Source organism: Thermopolyspora flexuosa (assembly GCF_006716785.1).
GTDB lineage: Bacteria > Actinomycetota > Actinomycetes > Streptosporangiales > Streptosporangiaceae > Thermopolyspora > Thermopolyspora flexuosa.
Genome location: NZ_VFPQ01000001.1, coordinates 3732195 through 3747150 on the forward strand (window position 1 = coordinate 3732195; position 14956 = coordinate 3747150).

Sequence of the window (14956 nt, forward strand, 5' to 3'; positions counted from 1 at the left end):
GCCCGGGCGCCCGGTTCCCGGGGATCACTCATTTACCAGGGGTGAATAAAGGGACACCGCACCCGATTTTCACCCCGACGGTCAGGTGAACGCCGGATTGCGCAAGGCTCATAATGGAGGGCGTGAAAATCGGCGATAACCCGGGCGACACCGCAACCACCGAGGACGGCCCGCCCGAACGCGGCGCCGTCGACGAACGGCACGAGTGGCGCCGGGCGTCCCGGCGGCGCGCGACGCGCCGGGGCACGCGACCGGCGGACGGATCCGGCCGACGCGAGTACCTCGTGAAACTAGCCGCGGAGATTTTCGCGCGGAAGGGATTCCAGGCGACCACGGTCCGGGAGATCGCCAGGGAGGCGGGCATCCTCTCCGGCAGCCTCTACCACCACTTCGACTCCAAGGAGTCGATCGTGGACGAGGTGCTGTCGACGTTCCTGAGGGACCTGCTCGCCCGCTACCGGGCCGTGCTCGACGCCGGGGGCGAGCCGCGCGAGGTGGTCGCCGCGATGGTGCGCATCGGCTTCGAGGCGCTGGTGCCGCACCGCGCCGCGATCACCGTGATGCAGAACGACTGGAACTACCTGCGCTCGCTGCCCGGCGACCGCTTCGGCTACCTGGTCGCGGCCGAGGAGGAGGTCGAGCGCATGTGGGTGGAGCAGATCAGGCGCGGCCAGGCCGAGGGGCAGTTCCGCACCGACGTCGACCCCAAGCTCACCTACCGGATGATCCGCGACACGATCTGGGTGACCGTGCGCTGGTTCCGGCCCGACGGGCCGCTCGACGCGGCCGCGCTCGCCGACAACTTCATCGCGATCCTGTTCGACGGCCTGGCCGCCGGTCACCGGGCCGCGCACGCGACCGCCGCGACCGGCCGGGGCGGATGACCCCGCTGCAGAAGGCCGTGCGGGAGGCGCTGCAGGAGGTCGCCGACCCCGCCAAGGCCCCGGTGATGCAGGCGTACATGAAGTCGGCCATGCCGTTCCTCGGGGTGCAGGCCGGGCCGCGTCGCGCCGCGCTGCGCGCGGTCTTCGCCGAGCACCGCATCGAGTCCGCGCCCGAGTGGCGGCGGGCGGTGCTCGCGCTGTGGCGGGAGGCCGAGTACCGCGAGGAGCGGTACGCCGCGATCGAGTTGTCCGGGTTCCGCTACTACCGGCGCTTCCAGACGCTCTACACGGTGCCGATGTACGAGGAGATGATCGTCACCGGGGCGTGGTGGGACCTGGTCGACGACATCGCGATCCGCCGCATCGGCCCGCTGCTGCGCGCCTACCCGGACACGATGCGGCCGCTCATGCTGGAGTGGGCGCACGACCCCGACCTGTGGAAGCGCCGCACCGCGATCCTCTGCCAGAACAAGTTCGGCCGCGACACCGACACCGGGCTGCTGTACGCGTGCATCGAGCCGAGCCTGTCCGACGTGGACTTCTTCGCCCGCAAGGCGATCGGGTGGGCGCTGCGCGAGTACGCCAAGGTCAACCCGGACGAGGTCGTCCGGTACGTCAACGCCACGGGCATCACCGGGCTGAGCCGCCGCGAGGCGCTGAAGAACCTGCCCGTGGACTGACGGGGCCGTGCCGTACCGGAGAGGCGCCGGGCGACGTGGTGACGCCGCCCGGCGCATGCCCCCGTAGGCCGCGGTACGGCCGGCCCTGCCCGCCTGGGCGCTACTTCAGCGCGCCCGCGGTGAGCCCGGCCTGGATCTGCCGCTGGAACACCGTGTAGATGATGATCATCGGCAGGATCGCCATGCTCAGCGCGGCGAACAGCGCCGACCAGTCGGCGTCGTAGCCGGCCGCGGTGGAGATGCTCGCGATGCCCTGGGTGAGCACCCACTTGTCCCGGGCCTCGCCGCTGAGCAGCACGAGCGGAAGCTGGTACTGGTTCCACTGCCCGAGCACGTTGAAGATCGTCACGCTGACGATGCCGGGCCGGGCCATCGGCAGCATGATCTGGAAGAACACCCGGGTGTGCGAGGCGCCGTCCACGAACGCCGCCTCCGCCACCGCGGTCGGCAGCGTGCGGAAGAACGCGGCGAGGAAGAACACCGTGAACGGCAGCGAGTAGGCGATGTAGACGAGGATGAGCCCGCCGTGCGTGTTGAGCCCGATGAACTGGCCGATCAGCGGCAGCTGCCCCATGTTCTGCACCACGAAGAACAGCGGGGTGAGCGCCAGGTAGACCGGGAACGCCAGCCCGGACACGAACAGCAGGTAGATCGCCCGGTTGCCGCGGAACCGGTAGCGGGAGAGCACGTAGGCGGCCATCGAGCCGAGCAGCATCGTGCCGAACGTGCTGCACGCCACCACGATCACGCTGTTGAGGAAGTACTGCCCCACGTGCGCCTGTTCCCAGGCGCGGGCCCAGTTGTCGAACCGCGGCACCGCCGGGAACGTCCAGGCGCCGCTGAAGATCTCGTCCTCGCTCTTGAACGACGCGAGGAAGGTCCAGGCGAGCGGCACGACGACGAGGATCGTCCACACCACGAGCGCCACATGCGACAGGTACGACAGCGGGCCGAGCCGTACCCGGCGCGCCTGCCGGACCTCGGCACGGGAGATGGTCATGCTGTGCGAGACCACGTGGGGCACCCCCTAGTACTCGATCCGCTCGCGGCGGGACAGCCGCAGGGCCAGCACCGCGAAGCCGATCGTGAAGAAGAACAGCACCACGCCCATCGCCGAGGCGTAGCCGAACTTGAAGTAGTCGAACGCGTTCCGGTAGATCTCCGCCGCGATCACGGTCGTGGAGTGGTCGGGCCCGCCCTGCTCGGCGGTCATCACCCACACCACGGCGAACACGTCCAGCGCGGCGATGCCGAGGTAGACCCAGCCGACCTGCACGGTGTCCCAGAGCAGCGGCAGCGTCACCCGGAAGAACATCGCGGCCCGGCCGGCCCCGTCGATCTGCGCGGCCTCGTACATCTCCTTCGGGATCGACGCCATGCCGGCGGAGAACAGCACGACGTAGAACCCGACCGCCTGCCAGATCAGCACCCCGAGCACCGACCACAGCGCGATGTCCGGGTTGGACAGGAAGCCGATCGGCTCGAGGCCGAGGGCCATGAGCGGCCCGTTGAGCATGCCGCCCCGGTCCGGCCGGAACACCTGCTGGAACAGCACCGCGATGATGGCGACCGCGAGCACCTGCGGGAAGAAGAACACCACCTTGTAGAAGCCGGACCCGCGGATGCCGCCGACGCCGCGCCCTTCGCCGCCCACGTTGAGCAGGTAGGCGAAGAACAGCGCGATGGTGATCGTGCCCACCGGCAGCAGGATGAGCAGCAGCAGGTTGTGCCAGACCGCCTTCCAGAAGACCGCGTCGTCGAGCAGCCTGCGGAAGTTCTCCAGCCCGACGAACTGCGGGTTCGCGTTCACCCCCCGCCAGTTCGTCATCGCGATGTAGAACGCCTGCGCGTAGGGGGAGATCACGTAGACGAGGTAGAGGAGCACCGGGAACGCGAGGAACCCGATGATGAATCGCGTTCTGCCGTGGGTCATGATCTCCCCCTCGCCGTCGTCACCGCTGGAACTTCTTGACCGAGTCGTCGCGCTTGATCTGCTCGGACTTGCGCTGGATGCGCTCGGCCCACGCCTGCGGGGTGAGCCGCCCGCTCATGAGCTGGCCGGTCGCCGCGGCGACCTCGTCGTGCAGCTCGGCGTACCACTGCCGGAACCGGAAGTAGACGGTGTTGTCCCCGGCCGCCTGCAGCGCCGCCGACGCGCTCGCCAGGCCGGGGCTGAGCTTGCGCCCCTCCGCCGCGCCCTTCACCACGGTGAGCGTGCTGACCAGCTCGGTGAACTGCCCGGCGCCCTGCTTGGAGAGCATCGCCCGCATGTACTCCATGCCGGCCCGCGGGTTGCGTGACTTCGCCGACACGAAGTACTCCTCGCCGGGCCGCGAGTGCAGCGTGCCGTACGGCATGGCGTCGGAGTCGGAGAACGAGGGCAGCGGGAACACCGCGTAGCCGAAGTCCGGCGGGGTGGAGTCCTTCTGCTCGTTCTCCAGCCAGGAGCCGTTCGGCAGCATCGCCACCTGGTACTTGTTGTGCGCGGTCTGCGTCTGGATGTGGTCGAGCCCGATCGTGCCCTGCATCAGGTACTTCGCGCCGACCTCGGCGAACGCGGTGGCGGCGGTGAGCACCGGCTCGGCCTTCCACGCGCCGTCCTCGAGGTTGTCGATGTTGCGCAGCACGTCCGGGCCGCCGATCTTCGCGGCGAGCGTGAGGATGGTCTCGTAGATGTAGAACGGGTGCTTGCCGGCGTAGGTGAACGGCGCGCACTTGCCGGACTTCTTGATCGTCTCGCACAGGGCGAGGAACTCGTCCCAGGTCTTGGGGACCTGCCAGCCGTTCTCGTCGAACAGCTTGGTCGAGTACCAGATGCCCCAGACGGTGTTGGCGTACGGCAGCACCCGGAACACGCCGTCGTAGCTGCCGAACTCGATCGCGGTCGGCAGGATCGTGTCGCGCACCTTGACGTTGGGGTCGTCCCAGCTCGGCGCGTCGAGCAGCGGCGTGAGGTCGGCGATCTGGTCGTCCTGGATCAGCGCGCCGAAGTCCATCGCGTTGTCGCCGGAGTTGTTGACGAACTCCGGCGGGTTGCCGCTCGCGAACCGCGGCTGGAGCGTCTTGGCGATCTCCTTGGTCGCGGTGTGCTTGATCTGCACGTCCGGGTGCTTGGTGCGGAACAGCGGCTGGTGGATGTTGCGCGCGTACGCGTCACCGAACCCGCCGTCGAAGATCACGACCTCGAACGGCTCGTTCGCGGGCACGCCGAGCGGGTTCTCGGCGCTCACCGTGCCGGTGACCGCGGGCTGCGACCCGCCGCCGCCACCGCCGCCGACCGGGGTCGCGCAGGCCGCGGCGAACGGCAGCGCCACTCCGGCGCCGACCGCCGCCCTGAGCAGCTGCCGCCTGCTCAGGCCGCGGCCGGGCGAGTCGTTGCGGGGACCGTTCACGGGGAAGAACGACATTGACTCCTCCATTGGGTGCCGCCCACTGCGGGACGCCGTCCGCCGGGCTAGGCCCCGCGGCGAATGCGCCCCTCGTAGCGGGCCTCCAGTTCCCGGTTGTGTTCGTCGCCCCCGACGACGTTCACCGATCGGTACACCGGCGGGGTCTCCCCCGCCTCGAGCAGCGTGCGCACCACCTCGGCGACGATCATCTGCGCGAGCAGCGCCGAGGTGATCGTGGACACCGCGCCGGTCGCCGTGCCTCCGGGCAGCTCCAGCACCGCGTCGCCGTACGGCGCGCCGTTGTCGAGCACCACGTCGGCCAGGTCGAGCAGCTTGCGTCCGGACGGGTGGCGGGACGTCATCGCCTGGCTGTGCCGAACCGAGGTGAGCGCGATCAACGGGTGGCCGCGCTCCTTGACGAGCGTGGCCATCTCGACGATCGAGCCGTTCACGCCGGAGCTGGAGATGAGCACGAAGACGTCCTGCGGCCGCACCGGCGCCAGCTCGTAGATCCGCTTGGCGACGGTGGGGTCGCGCTCCAGCTCCCGGGTGAGGATCTCCGGCGGTTCCCCGCCGTACAGGACCAGGTCACGCAAGGATAGGCGGTTGGTGGGGATGAGTCCGCCCGCGCGGCCCGCGATCTCCATCGCGATCGCCTCGGAGTGGCCGGAGCCGAAGGCCTGCACGACCCCGTCCGCGCGCAGCGAGGCCGTGATGAGGTCCGCGGCCCGCCGCACCTGGTCGAGCTGGCTCCGCGAGACCTCGCGAACCAGTTCCTCCACGCGCTGGACGTACTCGGTGGCGCCGATGTCCACGATTGGTTCAGTTCCTTTCGACTCGGTGGCTGTCCAGGGCTCTGATCGTGCGGTCGAAGGCCTCGTTCGCCCGCTCGTAGGTGCGCTGGGCGACCGCGACGTACACCACGTCCAGCACGAACAGCTGGGAGTGGATCGCGGCGAGGCCGGAGGGCCGGAAGGTCGTCTCCCGGCTCGCCGTGGTGAGCACGAGGTCGGCGAGCTCGGCGAGCGGCGACCGGGCGAAGGAGGTGACCGCGACGGTGGTCGCCCCGCGGCCGTCGGCCTCGGCCATCGCCTCCAGCACCTCCCGGGTGCGGCCCTGGTGGGAGACGCCGATCGCGACGTCGCCCTCGCCGAGCAGCGCCGCGTGCGCCAGTCCCTGGTGCGGGTCGCAGTAGCTCCAGCACGGGATGCGGATCCGGCGCAGCCGGCCGCTCAGCATGCCGGCCACCTCGCCGCTGGTCGACATGCCGAACATCACCACCTGACCGGCCGCGACGATCGCGTCGGCGACCTTGGCGACGACGCCGAGGTCGAGCTGGGCGGCGGTCTCCTGGATGAGCCGGGCGTCGGCGACGGCCATCGTCTCCACGACCGCGTCGAGCGGGTCGCCGGGGCCGATCTCCTGGCCGATCACCCCGAGCCCCCAGCCGGCCTGGGCGGCGCGCCCGGTCTCGGTGGCGAGCGCGACCCGCAGCTCGGAGTACCCGGCGAAGCCGAACGCCCGGCAGAACCGGGTGACGGTCGCCGGGGAGGTGCCGCTGCGCTCGGCGAGCGTGACGATCGTGGAGCGGGCCGCCTCGGCCGGATCCGCCAGGATCAGCTCGCCCACCTTGCGCAGGGCCTCGGGTAGCCGCGGCAGCTCGGTCTGGATGCGCCCAAGGGCACCACCGGACACGGTCGTTCCTTCCACTCGAGAGCCGTTCCTGTGAAAATAATTCTCACGAACCTTGGCGTCAAGTGCAGGCTAACCAGAAGAAATGCCTGGTCAGACCGCATGTCGGCAGTGAGACGCAGCTCATCGGCAAGGTTCGGGGCGCGCAATCCGCGATCGGAAGTCCCGCCGTACGGCGGTGAGGCCGGCCGCCGGGACGGGACCGAAACCGCGGCGGATCCGGCCATCGCGCGGGGAATCCGCGGCCTCGTGTCCCGGTACGGCTGCGCCGCGGGGCGGGCGCGCGCCGTCACCCGGCGGCCGCCCCAGAACGATCCTTTTGGTTTGTGCGCGGTGTGACGTGAGTGCGCTTCAGTGATCGAGGATGTTTTTTCGGCCGCTGTGCCGCATGCATTTCTCGATGCGGCCGTGATCGCAGGTGCCCGTGTGCGACCGGAACGGTGAACGCGATTCGGTCGACCGCCGGGGCGAGTGTGACGACGCCTCGGCCGCCCATCCCGGGTCGACTGAACAAAAACGCAGGCAGTGGCGGGTGCAGAGGGGCCGAGGGGCCGCCGGTGACGGTGATGACCGGCGATATCGGTCATGACGAAATACCTAGACCACGCAATTGCGTGACAAAGAGCATTTCTGATGAGACCTTCTCTAGGGGGACGAAATCAGAGGACGGGAATGGACACCTGGGTGGTTCCCGGATATCGGGAGGAGCGCGTGCTCGGCGCGGGGGACACCGGGCGCGTGGTTCTGGCCACTTACCTGCCCAACGGGGCTTACGTTGCCATCAAGTATCTGAACGACGCGCTGTGCCGGGACCCGGAGTTCCTCGCCGCGTTCCGGGCCGAGGCCCGGACGCTGGTGGAGCTCGACCATCCCCATATCGTCCGGCTCTACGAGTACGTCGAGACGCCGGCGGGCGCCGCCGTCGTCATGGAGCTGATCGACGGCATATCGCTGCGCAGGCTGCTCGACGAGCACGGGCCGCTCGTCCCCGAGGCCTCCCTCGTCGTCCTCAAGGCGTCCCTGCTCGCGCTGTCGGCGGCGCACGCGACCGGCATCGTGCACCGGGACCCCAAGCCGGAGAACGTGCTGGTGCAGGCCGACGGCACGACGAAGCTGACCGACTTCGGCGTGGCCGCGCGCACCCCCGGGCCGGGCCGCCACGCGGGCACGCCCGCCTACCTCGCCCCCGAGCAGTGGGACGGCGCCCGCGCCACGCCGGCCACCGACCTGTACGCAGCCACGTGCGTGTTCTTCGAGTGCCTCACCGGGCATCGGCCGTACCTGGACGAGCACCCGCCCGCGCTGATGCGCAAGCACAAGAGCGGCCCGATCCCCCTGCTGCAGGTCCCGGCCGCGGTGCGCCCCCTCGTGGCGCGGGGCATGGCGAAGAACCCGGCCGACCGGCCGACGACCGCGCGGGCCTTCCTCGCCGAGGTGGAGGCGACCGCGCTCGAGGCGTACGGGCCGGAGTGGGAGCAGCGCGGGCGGCGGCACCTGGCGGATCTCGCCACGCGGCTGGCGCTGCTGTTCCCGCTCGCCGTCCCGCCGTCCCACGCCACCGGCGCGACCGCGTGGCCGGGCCGGCGAGCCCAGGCCGGTGGCCGCCTGCTGGGCAGGCTGCGGGAGCCCGGGCCGCGCGCCGCGATCGGGGCGGGCACGCTCGCCGCCGCGATCACCCTGGCACTGCTGCTCAGCGTGCTGCGGCCGAACGTCGTGCTCGGCGGCGACGGGCCGCCGCGGTCGACGATCACGCCGACGCAGGTCGCCCGGCCGTCACCCGGCGGCGCCACCGGCCAGTCCCGGGGCCGGCCGCCCGCCCTCGTCCCGACGACCTCGGCCCCCGCCCGGGCCACCGAGGCCCCCAGGACGCGGTCCCCGGTGCCCGCGACCCGGACCGGCCCCACCGCGACGAGCGGCACGGACCGCACGGGCACCCCCACGCTCACCCCCGGCGGTACGGCGACGCCGCAGCGGCCGCCCACGCCCACGGCGACCAGCCCGACGCCGACCCCTTCGCCTCCGCCGTCCGCCACCCCGACCCCCACGCCGACACCGAGCGCGACGCCGACCGAGACCACCACCGAGACCCCCACCGCGGCCCCGCCGACCACCCCCGGCCCGAGCCCGCCCGAGACACCGGCCCCCGACGAGCCCACCGACGACTACGACTCCTCCCCACCCCCGTCCGAATCGCCCCCGCCGGAGTCGCCGCCGCCCGAGCCGAGCCCGTCCGCGTCGATCACGTCCTCGCCGTCTCTGCCACCACCCGAAGTGACGCCCTGGGAGGGCGTCGTCGAGTCGCTGCGCATCCTTCGCTTCGACGGGACCACGGTCACCGCGCGCGTCGGCGTGGCCGGTTCCGGCCCGGTCACCCTGAGCGTGCGGTTCGCCCAGGGGCACACGGCCGGCTCCCTGTCCCCCGTGGGCCCGGCTCGTGCCCACACGCTCACCGGACGGGCCGTGCACACCGTCACCACGCGCGCGAACCTCGCCACGCCCGGCTGCGACACCCGGCTCGTCCGCCGCGTGACCGTCGCCACGCGACCCGCCGCGCCCGGCGGCGCACGCAGCGCGCTCGCCGTCGTCTCCGGCCCGCCGTGCCCGCCCCCGCGGATGTCGATCCCCTCGTTCTGGAACGTCACGACCGGCCGCGCCCGCTGATCACGGCTCGGCCGTTTCCGCTTCGGCCGCCGTGCGCGGGGTCCGCCACGCCCGTCGCACCGGGACCGCACGGCACGGCGTCCCGGCCGGGCACGCGGTCACGTCGGCCCGGGTTCTCCTCCCCGGTCCCTGGGCCGCCCTCTGCCCGGCATTGCAAAAAGTGATATCACTTTGCTAGGTTCCAGATAGACACGAAAGGAGGAAGCGTGACCAAGACCTCGCTGGTGGCGGCGGACGTCACGCCGGACGTTGCGTCCCCGCAGATCAAGGAGTTCCCGGCCAAGGAGATCAACGGCTGGCCGGTGCTCGTCCTGACGCTGGCGGGCCTGATCGCCGGGCCCGCGCTGATCGTCGTCGGCGCGGTCCGGAGCGATTCGGGACCCGGCCTCGCCGCAGCGCTGATCGCGGCCGGTGTGCTCGTCGTGCTCGCCGCGATCGTCGTCTCCACCGGCCTGGTGGCGGTGGCGCCCGGGGAGGCCCGGGTGATCCAGCTGCTCGGCCGCTACAAGGGGACCGTGCGCACGCAGGGTCTGCGCTGCGTGCTCCCGTTCACCCAGAAGACCCGCATCTCGACCCGGATCCGCAACCACGAGACGGGCATCGCGAAGGTGAACGACGCGGACGGCAACCCCATCGAGATCGCCGCGGTCGTGGTCTGGCAGGTCGAGGACACCGCGATGGCCCAGTTCGCGGTCGACGACTTCGTGGAGTTCGTCGCCTTCCAGGCGGAGACCGCGGTGCGGCACATCGCCGGCAGCTACCCGTACGACTCGACCGAGGGCGGCCAGCTCTCGCTGCGGGAGAACGCGGACGAGATCACCGGCCGGATGTCCGACGAGATCGCGGCCCGCGTCGCCTCCGCGGGCGTCAGGATCATCGAGTCCCGGATCACCCGGCTCGCGTACGCCCCCGAGATCGCGCAGGCGATGCTGCGGCGCCAGCAGGCCGGTGCGGTCGTGGCCGCCCGGCAGCGTATCGTCGAGGGCGCCGTCGGCATGGTCGAGGCCGCGCTCGCCAGGCTCGACGAGCACGACGTCATCGACCTGGACGAGGAGCGCAAGGCCGCGATGGTCAGCAACCTGCTCGTCGTCCTGTGCGGCGACCGCGACGTGCAGCCCGTGGTGAACACCGGTTCGCTCTACCAGTAACCGTGGCGACCCAGCGCAAGAGCATCCTGCTCCGGTTGGACCCGGCGATCCACGACGCCCTGGTTCGCTGGGCGGGTGACGAGCTGCGCAGCACGAACGCCCAGATCGAGTTCCTGCTCCGCAAGGCCCTCGCCGAGGCGGGACGCCTCCCCCGCAACGCGGGCGGCATCCCCCGGCGCGGCCGCCCGCCGAAACGGCGCGCGGCGGCCGACCCGGACTCGGCCGAGCCCCCCGAAACCGCCCCCGCCAACGACCAGCCACCCGATACCTAGGGCTCGGGTACGGCCGGCCGGAAGCCTCGCCGATCCGGACGCCGAGCCCGAGCCCGTCCGATCCGCGTGTTCCCGACCGGGCTCCCCACCGACCCGCTCGCACCCGCCGGACCGCACCCCGCGAAGGAGGCCGACCGTGCACGACGTCCCCGCGACCCTTCCCGCCCGCCTCTACCTGCTCGCCTACGACCTGCGGAAGCGGCGGCACGCGCCGAACATGTACTTCCCCTACCTGATCCGCGCCGCCGCCCTCACCGACCTGCTGCTCAGCGGCCACATCACCGAGGAGTCGGGCAAGCCGCGGGCCGTGCCCGGCGCGCCCCCGGTGGCCGACCCGGTGCTCGCCGACCTGCTCGCCAGGATCGCCGAGTCGAAGCCCCGCTCGTGGCAGCGCTGGGTGTACGAGGACTCCAGGGCGACCGTCCGGGCGGTCCGCGACCGGCTGGAGGCGGACCGCTGGATCAAGCTCGAGGTGCGCCGCCCGCTCCTCGTCTTCCGGCGGACGATCGTGCACGTCCGCGACACCCGGGTCGTCAAGCGGCTCGCCGCGCAGGTCTCCAACGCCCTGTCCGCCCCGCTCGCCCGGGTCGACGACCGGGACGCGGCCCTGGTCGTGCTCGCCGCCACCGGCAACCTCAAGACGGTCCTCCCCCGCGACCGGCGACGCGCCCACAAGGACCGCATCACCGCGCTCCAGGAGCGCGTCGGCCCGGCCGCCCCGGCCCTCCGCAAGGTCATCCAGGCCACCCAGGCCGTCATCGCGTCCGGGGCCAGCGGGTGAGGTGACGCCCATCCCGGAGCGCCGACGAGGCGATGAGGGGTGTCCGGAATCGCGCGCCGGCACGCGCGGCTCGGGCACCCCGTTGTCCGTTGCCGACCCGTCGGCCGCGGCCCTTGGCTCACCACCCGGCGAACGCACGCATCGTTCTCGGACGGGGGCGGCGCCGTCGGCCGCGCGCGCCATCACGTACCGCGGCATGCAGGGGCGCGGCCGGGGCCGTCACGGGTCGCGCCGGCACGGGGCCGCCCCGCCGTCGCCCGGCCGGGGCGCTAGACCCGGTCGGCGACCTCCTCGCTCGCGGGCAGCCACGCGGTCGGGGTGATGAACAGGCCGGTGGCCTCGACCAGGACGGTGCCGTCGGGGGTGGCGATGCGGCCGTCCACCCAGGTCTTGCGGCCCTCGGTGCGGGTGACCGCGGCGTCGGCCACGAGCGGCCGGCCGTACGGGGTCGGGCGGCGGTAGCGGACGGTGAGCGAGGCGGTCATGCCGAGCCGCCCGGCCGCCGCGGCGGCGGTGCCGAACAGGTGGTCGAGGATCATCGCGGTCACGCCGCCGTGCACGGAGTTCGGCGGGCCCTCGTGCATGGGGCGGAACGTCGGCTCGGCCCGCACGCCGTCCGGGGTGACCTCGGCCTTCAGCGGGAGCGCGTACGGGTTGCAGTCACCGGCGACCGCGTTGCCGAGGTGGCGGAAGGACCCGTCCGGGGCGATCTCCGGCTGCAGGGGCGTGTCGCGGCGGGCCGCGCGCAGCCGCTCGGTGAGGACCGCGACCTCCTCCGTCACCCGGGCGATCTCGTCCTCGGCCACGTCGGTGAGCACGACGGCGTCCATCAGCTCACGCACCTGCTCGGCGAGCACGCCGAGCGCCGCAAGGCGGGACTCCCGGTCGGAGCCGCCGGTCTCCTCCGTCGCCGCGGTTTCCACTGTCATGACCGAAATTTTAGAACATCTTTCTAGTCCGCCCTGGGGAGGGGTGCGCCGGTCCGGTACGGCCCGCCGTACCGGGTGGGTGCGGTCCAGGCACGGCGGGCGGCGGGGTGGGCCGGATCAGGCGCGGTGCCGCCCGCGGCCGGCGCCGACGAGCGGACGCTCCGGCTCCGGGGCGGGGGCGGGCTCGTCGTCGTGGTGCTCGGCGACCGCGAGCGGCGGCAGGATGCGGTCGAGCCACCGCGGGCACCACCAGTTGAGCCGGCCGAGCAGGACCATCGTGGAGGGCACGAGGAAGCCGCGGATCAGCGTGGCGTCCACGGCGATCGCCACGGCGAGGCCGACGCCGAAGACCTTCACCAGCGGGTCCGGGTAGGCGACGAAGGCGACGAAGACCGCGACCATGATGAGCGCGGCCGAGGTGATGACCCGCCCGGTCGCGCCGAGGCCCTCGGCGACCGCCCGCCGGTTGTCCCCGTGCCGCAGGTAGGACTGGCGCACCGCGGTGAGCAGGAACACCTCGTAGTCCATCGACAGGCCGAACAGCACGGCGAACAGGATCACCGGCACGTAGTTGTCGATCGGCACGGTGAAGAACAGCACCTCCACCGGCGAGGAGTTCGCGCTCGGCGGCGGGTCCATGCCGACGAGGCGGCTGCCCAGTCCGTAGCTGAACACGAGGGCGAGCGCGCCGAACGCGGCCCCGAGGGAGACGAGGTTCATCACCGCGGCCTTGACCGCGACGAGCGGCGCGCGGAACGCGAGCAGCAGCAGGAACGCGCTGAGCAGCACGACCACGGCGATCACCAGCGGGGTGCGGGAGGTGATGCGCTCCCCCGCGTCCGCGAGCCCGGCCACCTCGCCGCCGACGTGCACGGTCGCGCCCGGCACCACGACGTTCCGGATGCGCTCGACCACCTCCACGGCCCGCTCGTCGCTCGGCGCGTACCGCGAGACCACGCTGAACAGCGCGGTGGTCCCGTCCCGGCTGATCCTCGGGTTGTCGACGAACACCACGCCGTCGACCTCCTCGATCCGCTCGCGCAGCTCCCGCACGACCGGGTCCTTCACGGTGTCCGTTCTCTCCGTGCCGGACACATCGGAGCCGGACTTCTTCGCGGACTTCTTCGTCGCCGCGTCGCCGTCGGCCTCGTCATCGGACCCGGCGGCCGGGCGGTCCGACTCGGGCACCGGCCGGTCGAGCTCCGCGGCGACGATCATCGGCGCGACCGCGCCCGGGCCGAAGCCCGCGCTCATCAGCTCGTAGGCCCGCCGCGTCGTGGTGCCCTCGCCCGCGTACCCGTCGTCGAGCGCGCCGAGCTTGAGGCCGAGCATCGGCGCGGTGAGCGCGGCGAGCACCAGGGTGGCGGCGATCAGCACCCGCCACGGCCGCCCCGCCACCCAGTCGCCGAGCGCGGCCCAGCCCGTCGCGGGCTCGTCCCGGCCGGTACGGCGCGGCCCCACGATGGGGATGCGCAGCGCGTTGATGCGGTGCCCGAGCAGCCCGAGCAGCGCGGGCACGAGGGTGAGCGAGGTGAGCACCGCGGACACCACCGAGATGCCGGTGAGCACCCCGAGGGTCTGCAGCAGCGGGAATCCGGCGAGGAAGAGCGCGCTGAGCGCGATCACCACGGTGCCGCCGGCGAACAGCACGGCGCCGCCCGAGCCGGCCGTGGTGCGGGCGATCGACTCGCGCAGCGGCACCCCGTCGGCGAGCAGCCGCCGGTGCCGCGAGATCAAAAACAGCGCGTAGTCGATGCCGACGCCGATGCCGATCATCGTCGCCATCACCGACGCCTGCGAGGGCACGTCGATCACGTGCCCGAGCAGCCCGATCACGCCGAGCCCGAAGGCCACGCTGAACAGCGCGGTGAAGATCGGGATCAGTGCGGCGACGAGCGTGCCGAACGCGAACATGAGCACCAGCAGCGCGATGCCGACGCCGATCATCTCGCTGGTGCCGGTCTTGATCTCCTTGTCCGCCGGCGTGGAGTTGTCGATCGGCACCACCTCGATGCCGGCCCGGGTCGCGGGCGCGGCGGCCGCCACCAGCTCGTCGAGGCTCACCGGCGACGCGGTGCTCGACGAGCCGAACGGGTCGTCGGACTCGATCCGTACCGTGATCAACCCGATGCGCAGGCTGGAGGACATGCCGCCCATCCGGTACGGCGTCTCCACCTTGACGACCTCCGGGATGGCGCGGATCGCCTCCATCGCCGCCTCGACCGCCTTCTTCGGCTCCTTGTCGGTGAGCGGCCGGTCGGGCGAGTAGATCACGAGCTGGGCGGTGCGCCCGCCCCCGGTGTGGGCGTCGAACCTCTCCCGGATAAGGTCGTGGGCGACCTGCGCGTCCGACCCGGGGATCACCACGCTGTTGTTGACGGGCGCCCCGAACACCAGGCGCGCCCCCATGACGCCTCCGGTGAGGGCGATCCACAGCGCCAGCACGAGCACGCCGTGCCGCCCGCACCAGTCCCCCAATCGCCGCAAGAATGCCGTCATCGCCCCGACCTCGAAGTGGAT

The 14956-nt window shown here is 72.1% G+C and carries 13 protein-coding genes; 6 read left to right on the top strand and 7 right to left on the bottom strand.

The features are described 5' to 3' along the window. Nucleotides 1–122 precede the first annotated feature (122 nt). Nucleotides 123–884, top strand: a complete 762-nt coding sequence (locus tag FHX40_RS15805) for a TetR/AcrR family transcriptional regulator (protein ID WP_229788374.1) — start codon at nt 123–125, stop codon at nt 882–884. Further along, nucleotides 881–1564, top strand: a complete 684-nt coding sequence (locus FHX40_RS15810) for a DNA alkylation repair protein (RefSeq protein ID WP_142260343.1) — start codon at nt 881–883, stop codon at nt 1562–1564. The genes FHX40_RS15805 and FHX40_RS15810 overlap by 4 nt, the downstream gene beginning before the upstream one ends. A 100-nt stretch (nt 1565–1664) precedes the next feature. Here the strand turns inward: FHX40_RS15810 and FHX40_RS15815 are convergent, their stop codons facing one another. Genes FHX40_RS15815 through FHX40_RS15835 form a run of 5 tightly spaced genes read right to left on the bottom strand, consistent with a single transcriptional unit; the run spans nt 1665 to nt 6648 of the window. Then, the gene (locus FHX40_RS15815) at nt 1665–2564 is read right to left on the bottom strand and encodes a carbohydrate ABC transporter permease (protein ID WP_142260344.1); all 900 of its coding nucleotides are present in this window, start codon (nt 2562–2564) and stop codon (nt 1665–1667) included. Nucleotides 2565–2591: 27 nt separating this feature from the next. Then, on the bottom strand, nt 2592–3497 hold the full coding sequence (locus tag FHX40_RS15820) for a carbohydrate ABC transporter permease (RefSeq protein ID WP_142260345.1): 906 nt from the start codon (nt 3495–3497) through the stop codon (nt 2592–2594). Nucleotides 3498–3516: 19 nt separating this feature from the next. Continuing rightward, nucleotides 3517–4971 (bottom strand): N-acetylglucosamine/diacetylchitobiose ABC transporter substrate-binding protein, encoded by a 1455-nt coding sequence (gene ngcE / locus FHX40_RS15825; RefSeq protein WP_142260346.1) that lies wholly within the window; start codon nt 4969–4971, stop codon nt 3517–3519. A 47-nt stretch (nt 4972–5018) separates the two neighbouring features. After that, nucleotides 5019–5768 (bottom strand): sugar isomerase domain-containing protein, encoded by a 750-nt coding sequence (locus FHX40_RS15830; RefSeq protein ID WP_142260347.1) that lies wholly within the window; start codon nt 5766–5768, stop codon nt 5019–5021. Nucleotides 5769–5775: 7 nt separating this feature from the next. Continuing rightward, on the bottom strand, nt 5776–6648 hold the full coding sequence (locus tag FHX40_RS15835; RefSeq protein ID WP_142261814.1) for a MurR/RpiR family transcriptional regulator: 873 nt from the start codon (nt 6646–6648) through the stop codon (nt 5776–5778). A gap of 669 nt (nt 6649–7317) precedes the next feature. On the opposite strand from FHX40_RS15835, the gene FHX40_RS15840 reads away from it, so the two are divergent. The 4 genes from FHX40_RS15840 (at nt 7318) to FHX40_RS15855 (ending at nt 11507) form a co-directional block, all read left to right on the top strand. Next, a complete protein-coding gene (locus tag FHX40_RS15840) occupies nt 7318–9306 on the top strand; it encodes a serine/threonine-protein kinase (protein WP_170198855.1) in 1989 nt (662 codons plus the stop codon). A gap of 206 nt (nt 9307–9512) precedes the next feature. Further along, the gene (locus tag FHX40_RS15845) at nt 9513–10454 is read left to right on the top strand and encodes an SPFH domain-containing protein (RefSeq protein WP_373286866.1); all 942 of its coding nucleotides are present in this window, start codon (nt 9513–9515) and stop codon (nt 10452–10454) included. Between the two features lie 2 nt (nt 10455–10456). Further along, entirely contained in the window at nt 10457–10726 is a 270-nt protein-coding gene (locus tag FHX40_RS15850) for a type II toxin-antitoxin system antitoxin (protein ID WP_142260350.1), read from the top strand. Nucleotides 10727–10862: 136 nt separating this feature from the next. Beyond that, nucleotides 10863–11507 carry a GOLPH3/VPS74 family protein gene (locus tag FHX40_RS15855; protein WP_142260351.1) on the top strand — a complete coding sequence of 215 codons (645 nt, stop codon included), beginning with the start codon at nt 10863–10865 and terminating at the stop codon, nt 11505–11507. Nucleotides 11508–11776: 269 nt separating this feature from the next. Here FHX40_RS15855 and FHX40_RS15860 read toward each other — a convergent pair whose 3' ends face one another. Further along, on the bottom strand, nt 11777–12436 hold the full coding sequence (locus FHX40_RS15860; RefSeq protein ID WP_142260352.1) for a PaaI family thioesterase: 660 nt from the start codon (nt 12434–12436) through the stop codon (nt 11777–11779). Between the two features lie 117 nt (nt 12437–12553). Beyond that, complete coding sequence (locus FHX40_RS15865; protein WP_142260353.1) at nt 12554–14935, bottom strand: MMPL family transporter; 2382 nt, start codon at nt 14933–14935, stop codon at nt 12554–12556. Nucleotides 14936–14956 lie beyond the last annotated feature (21 nt).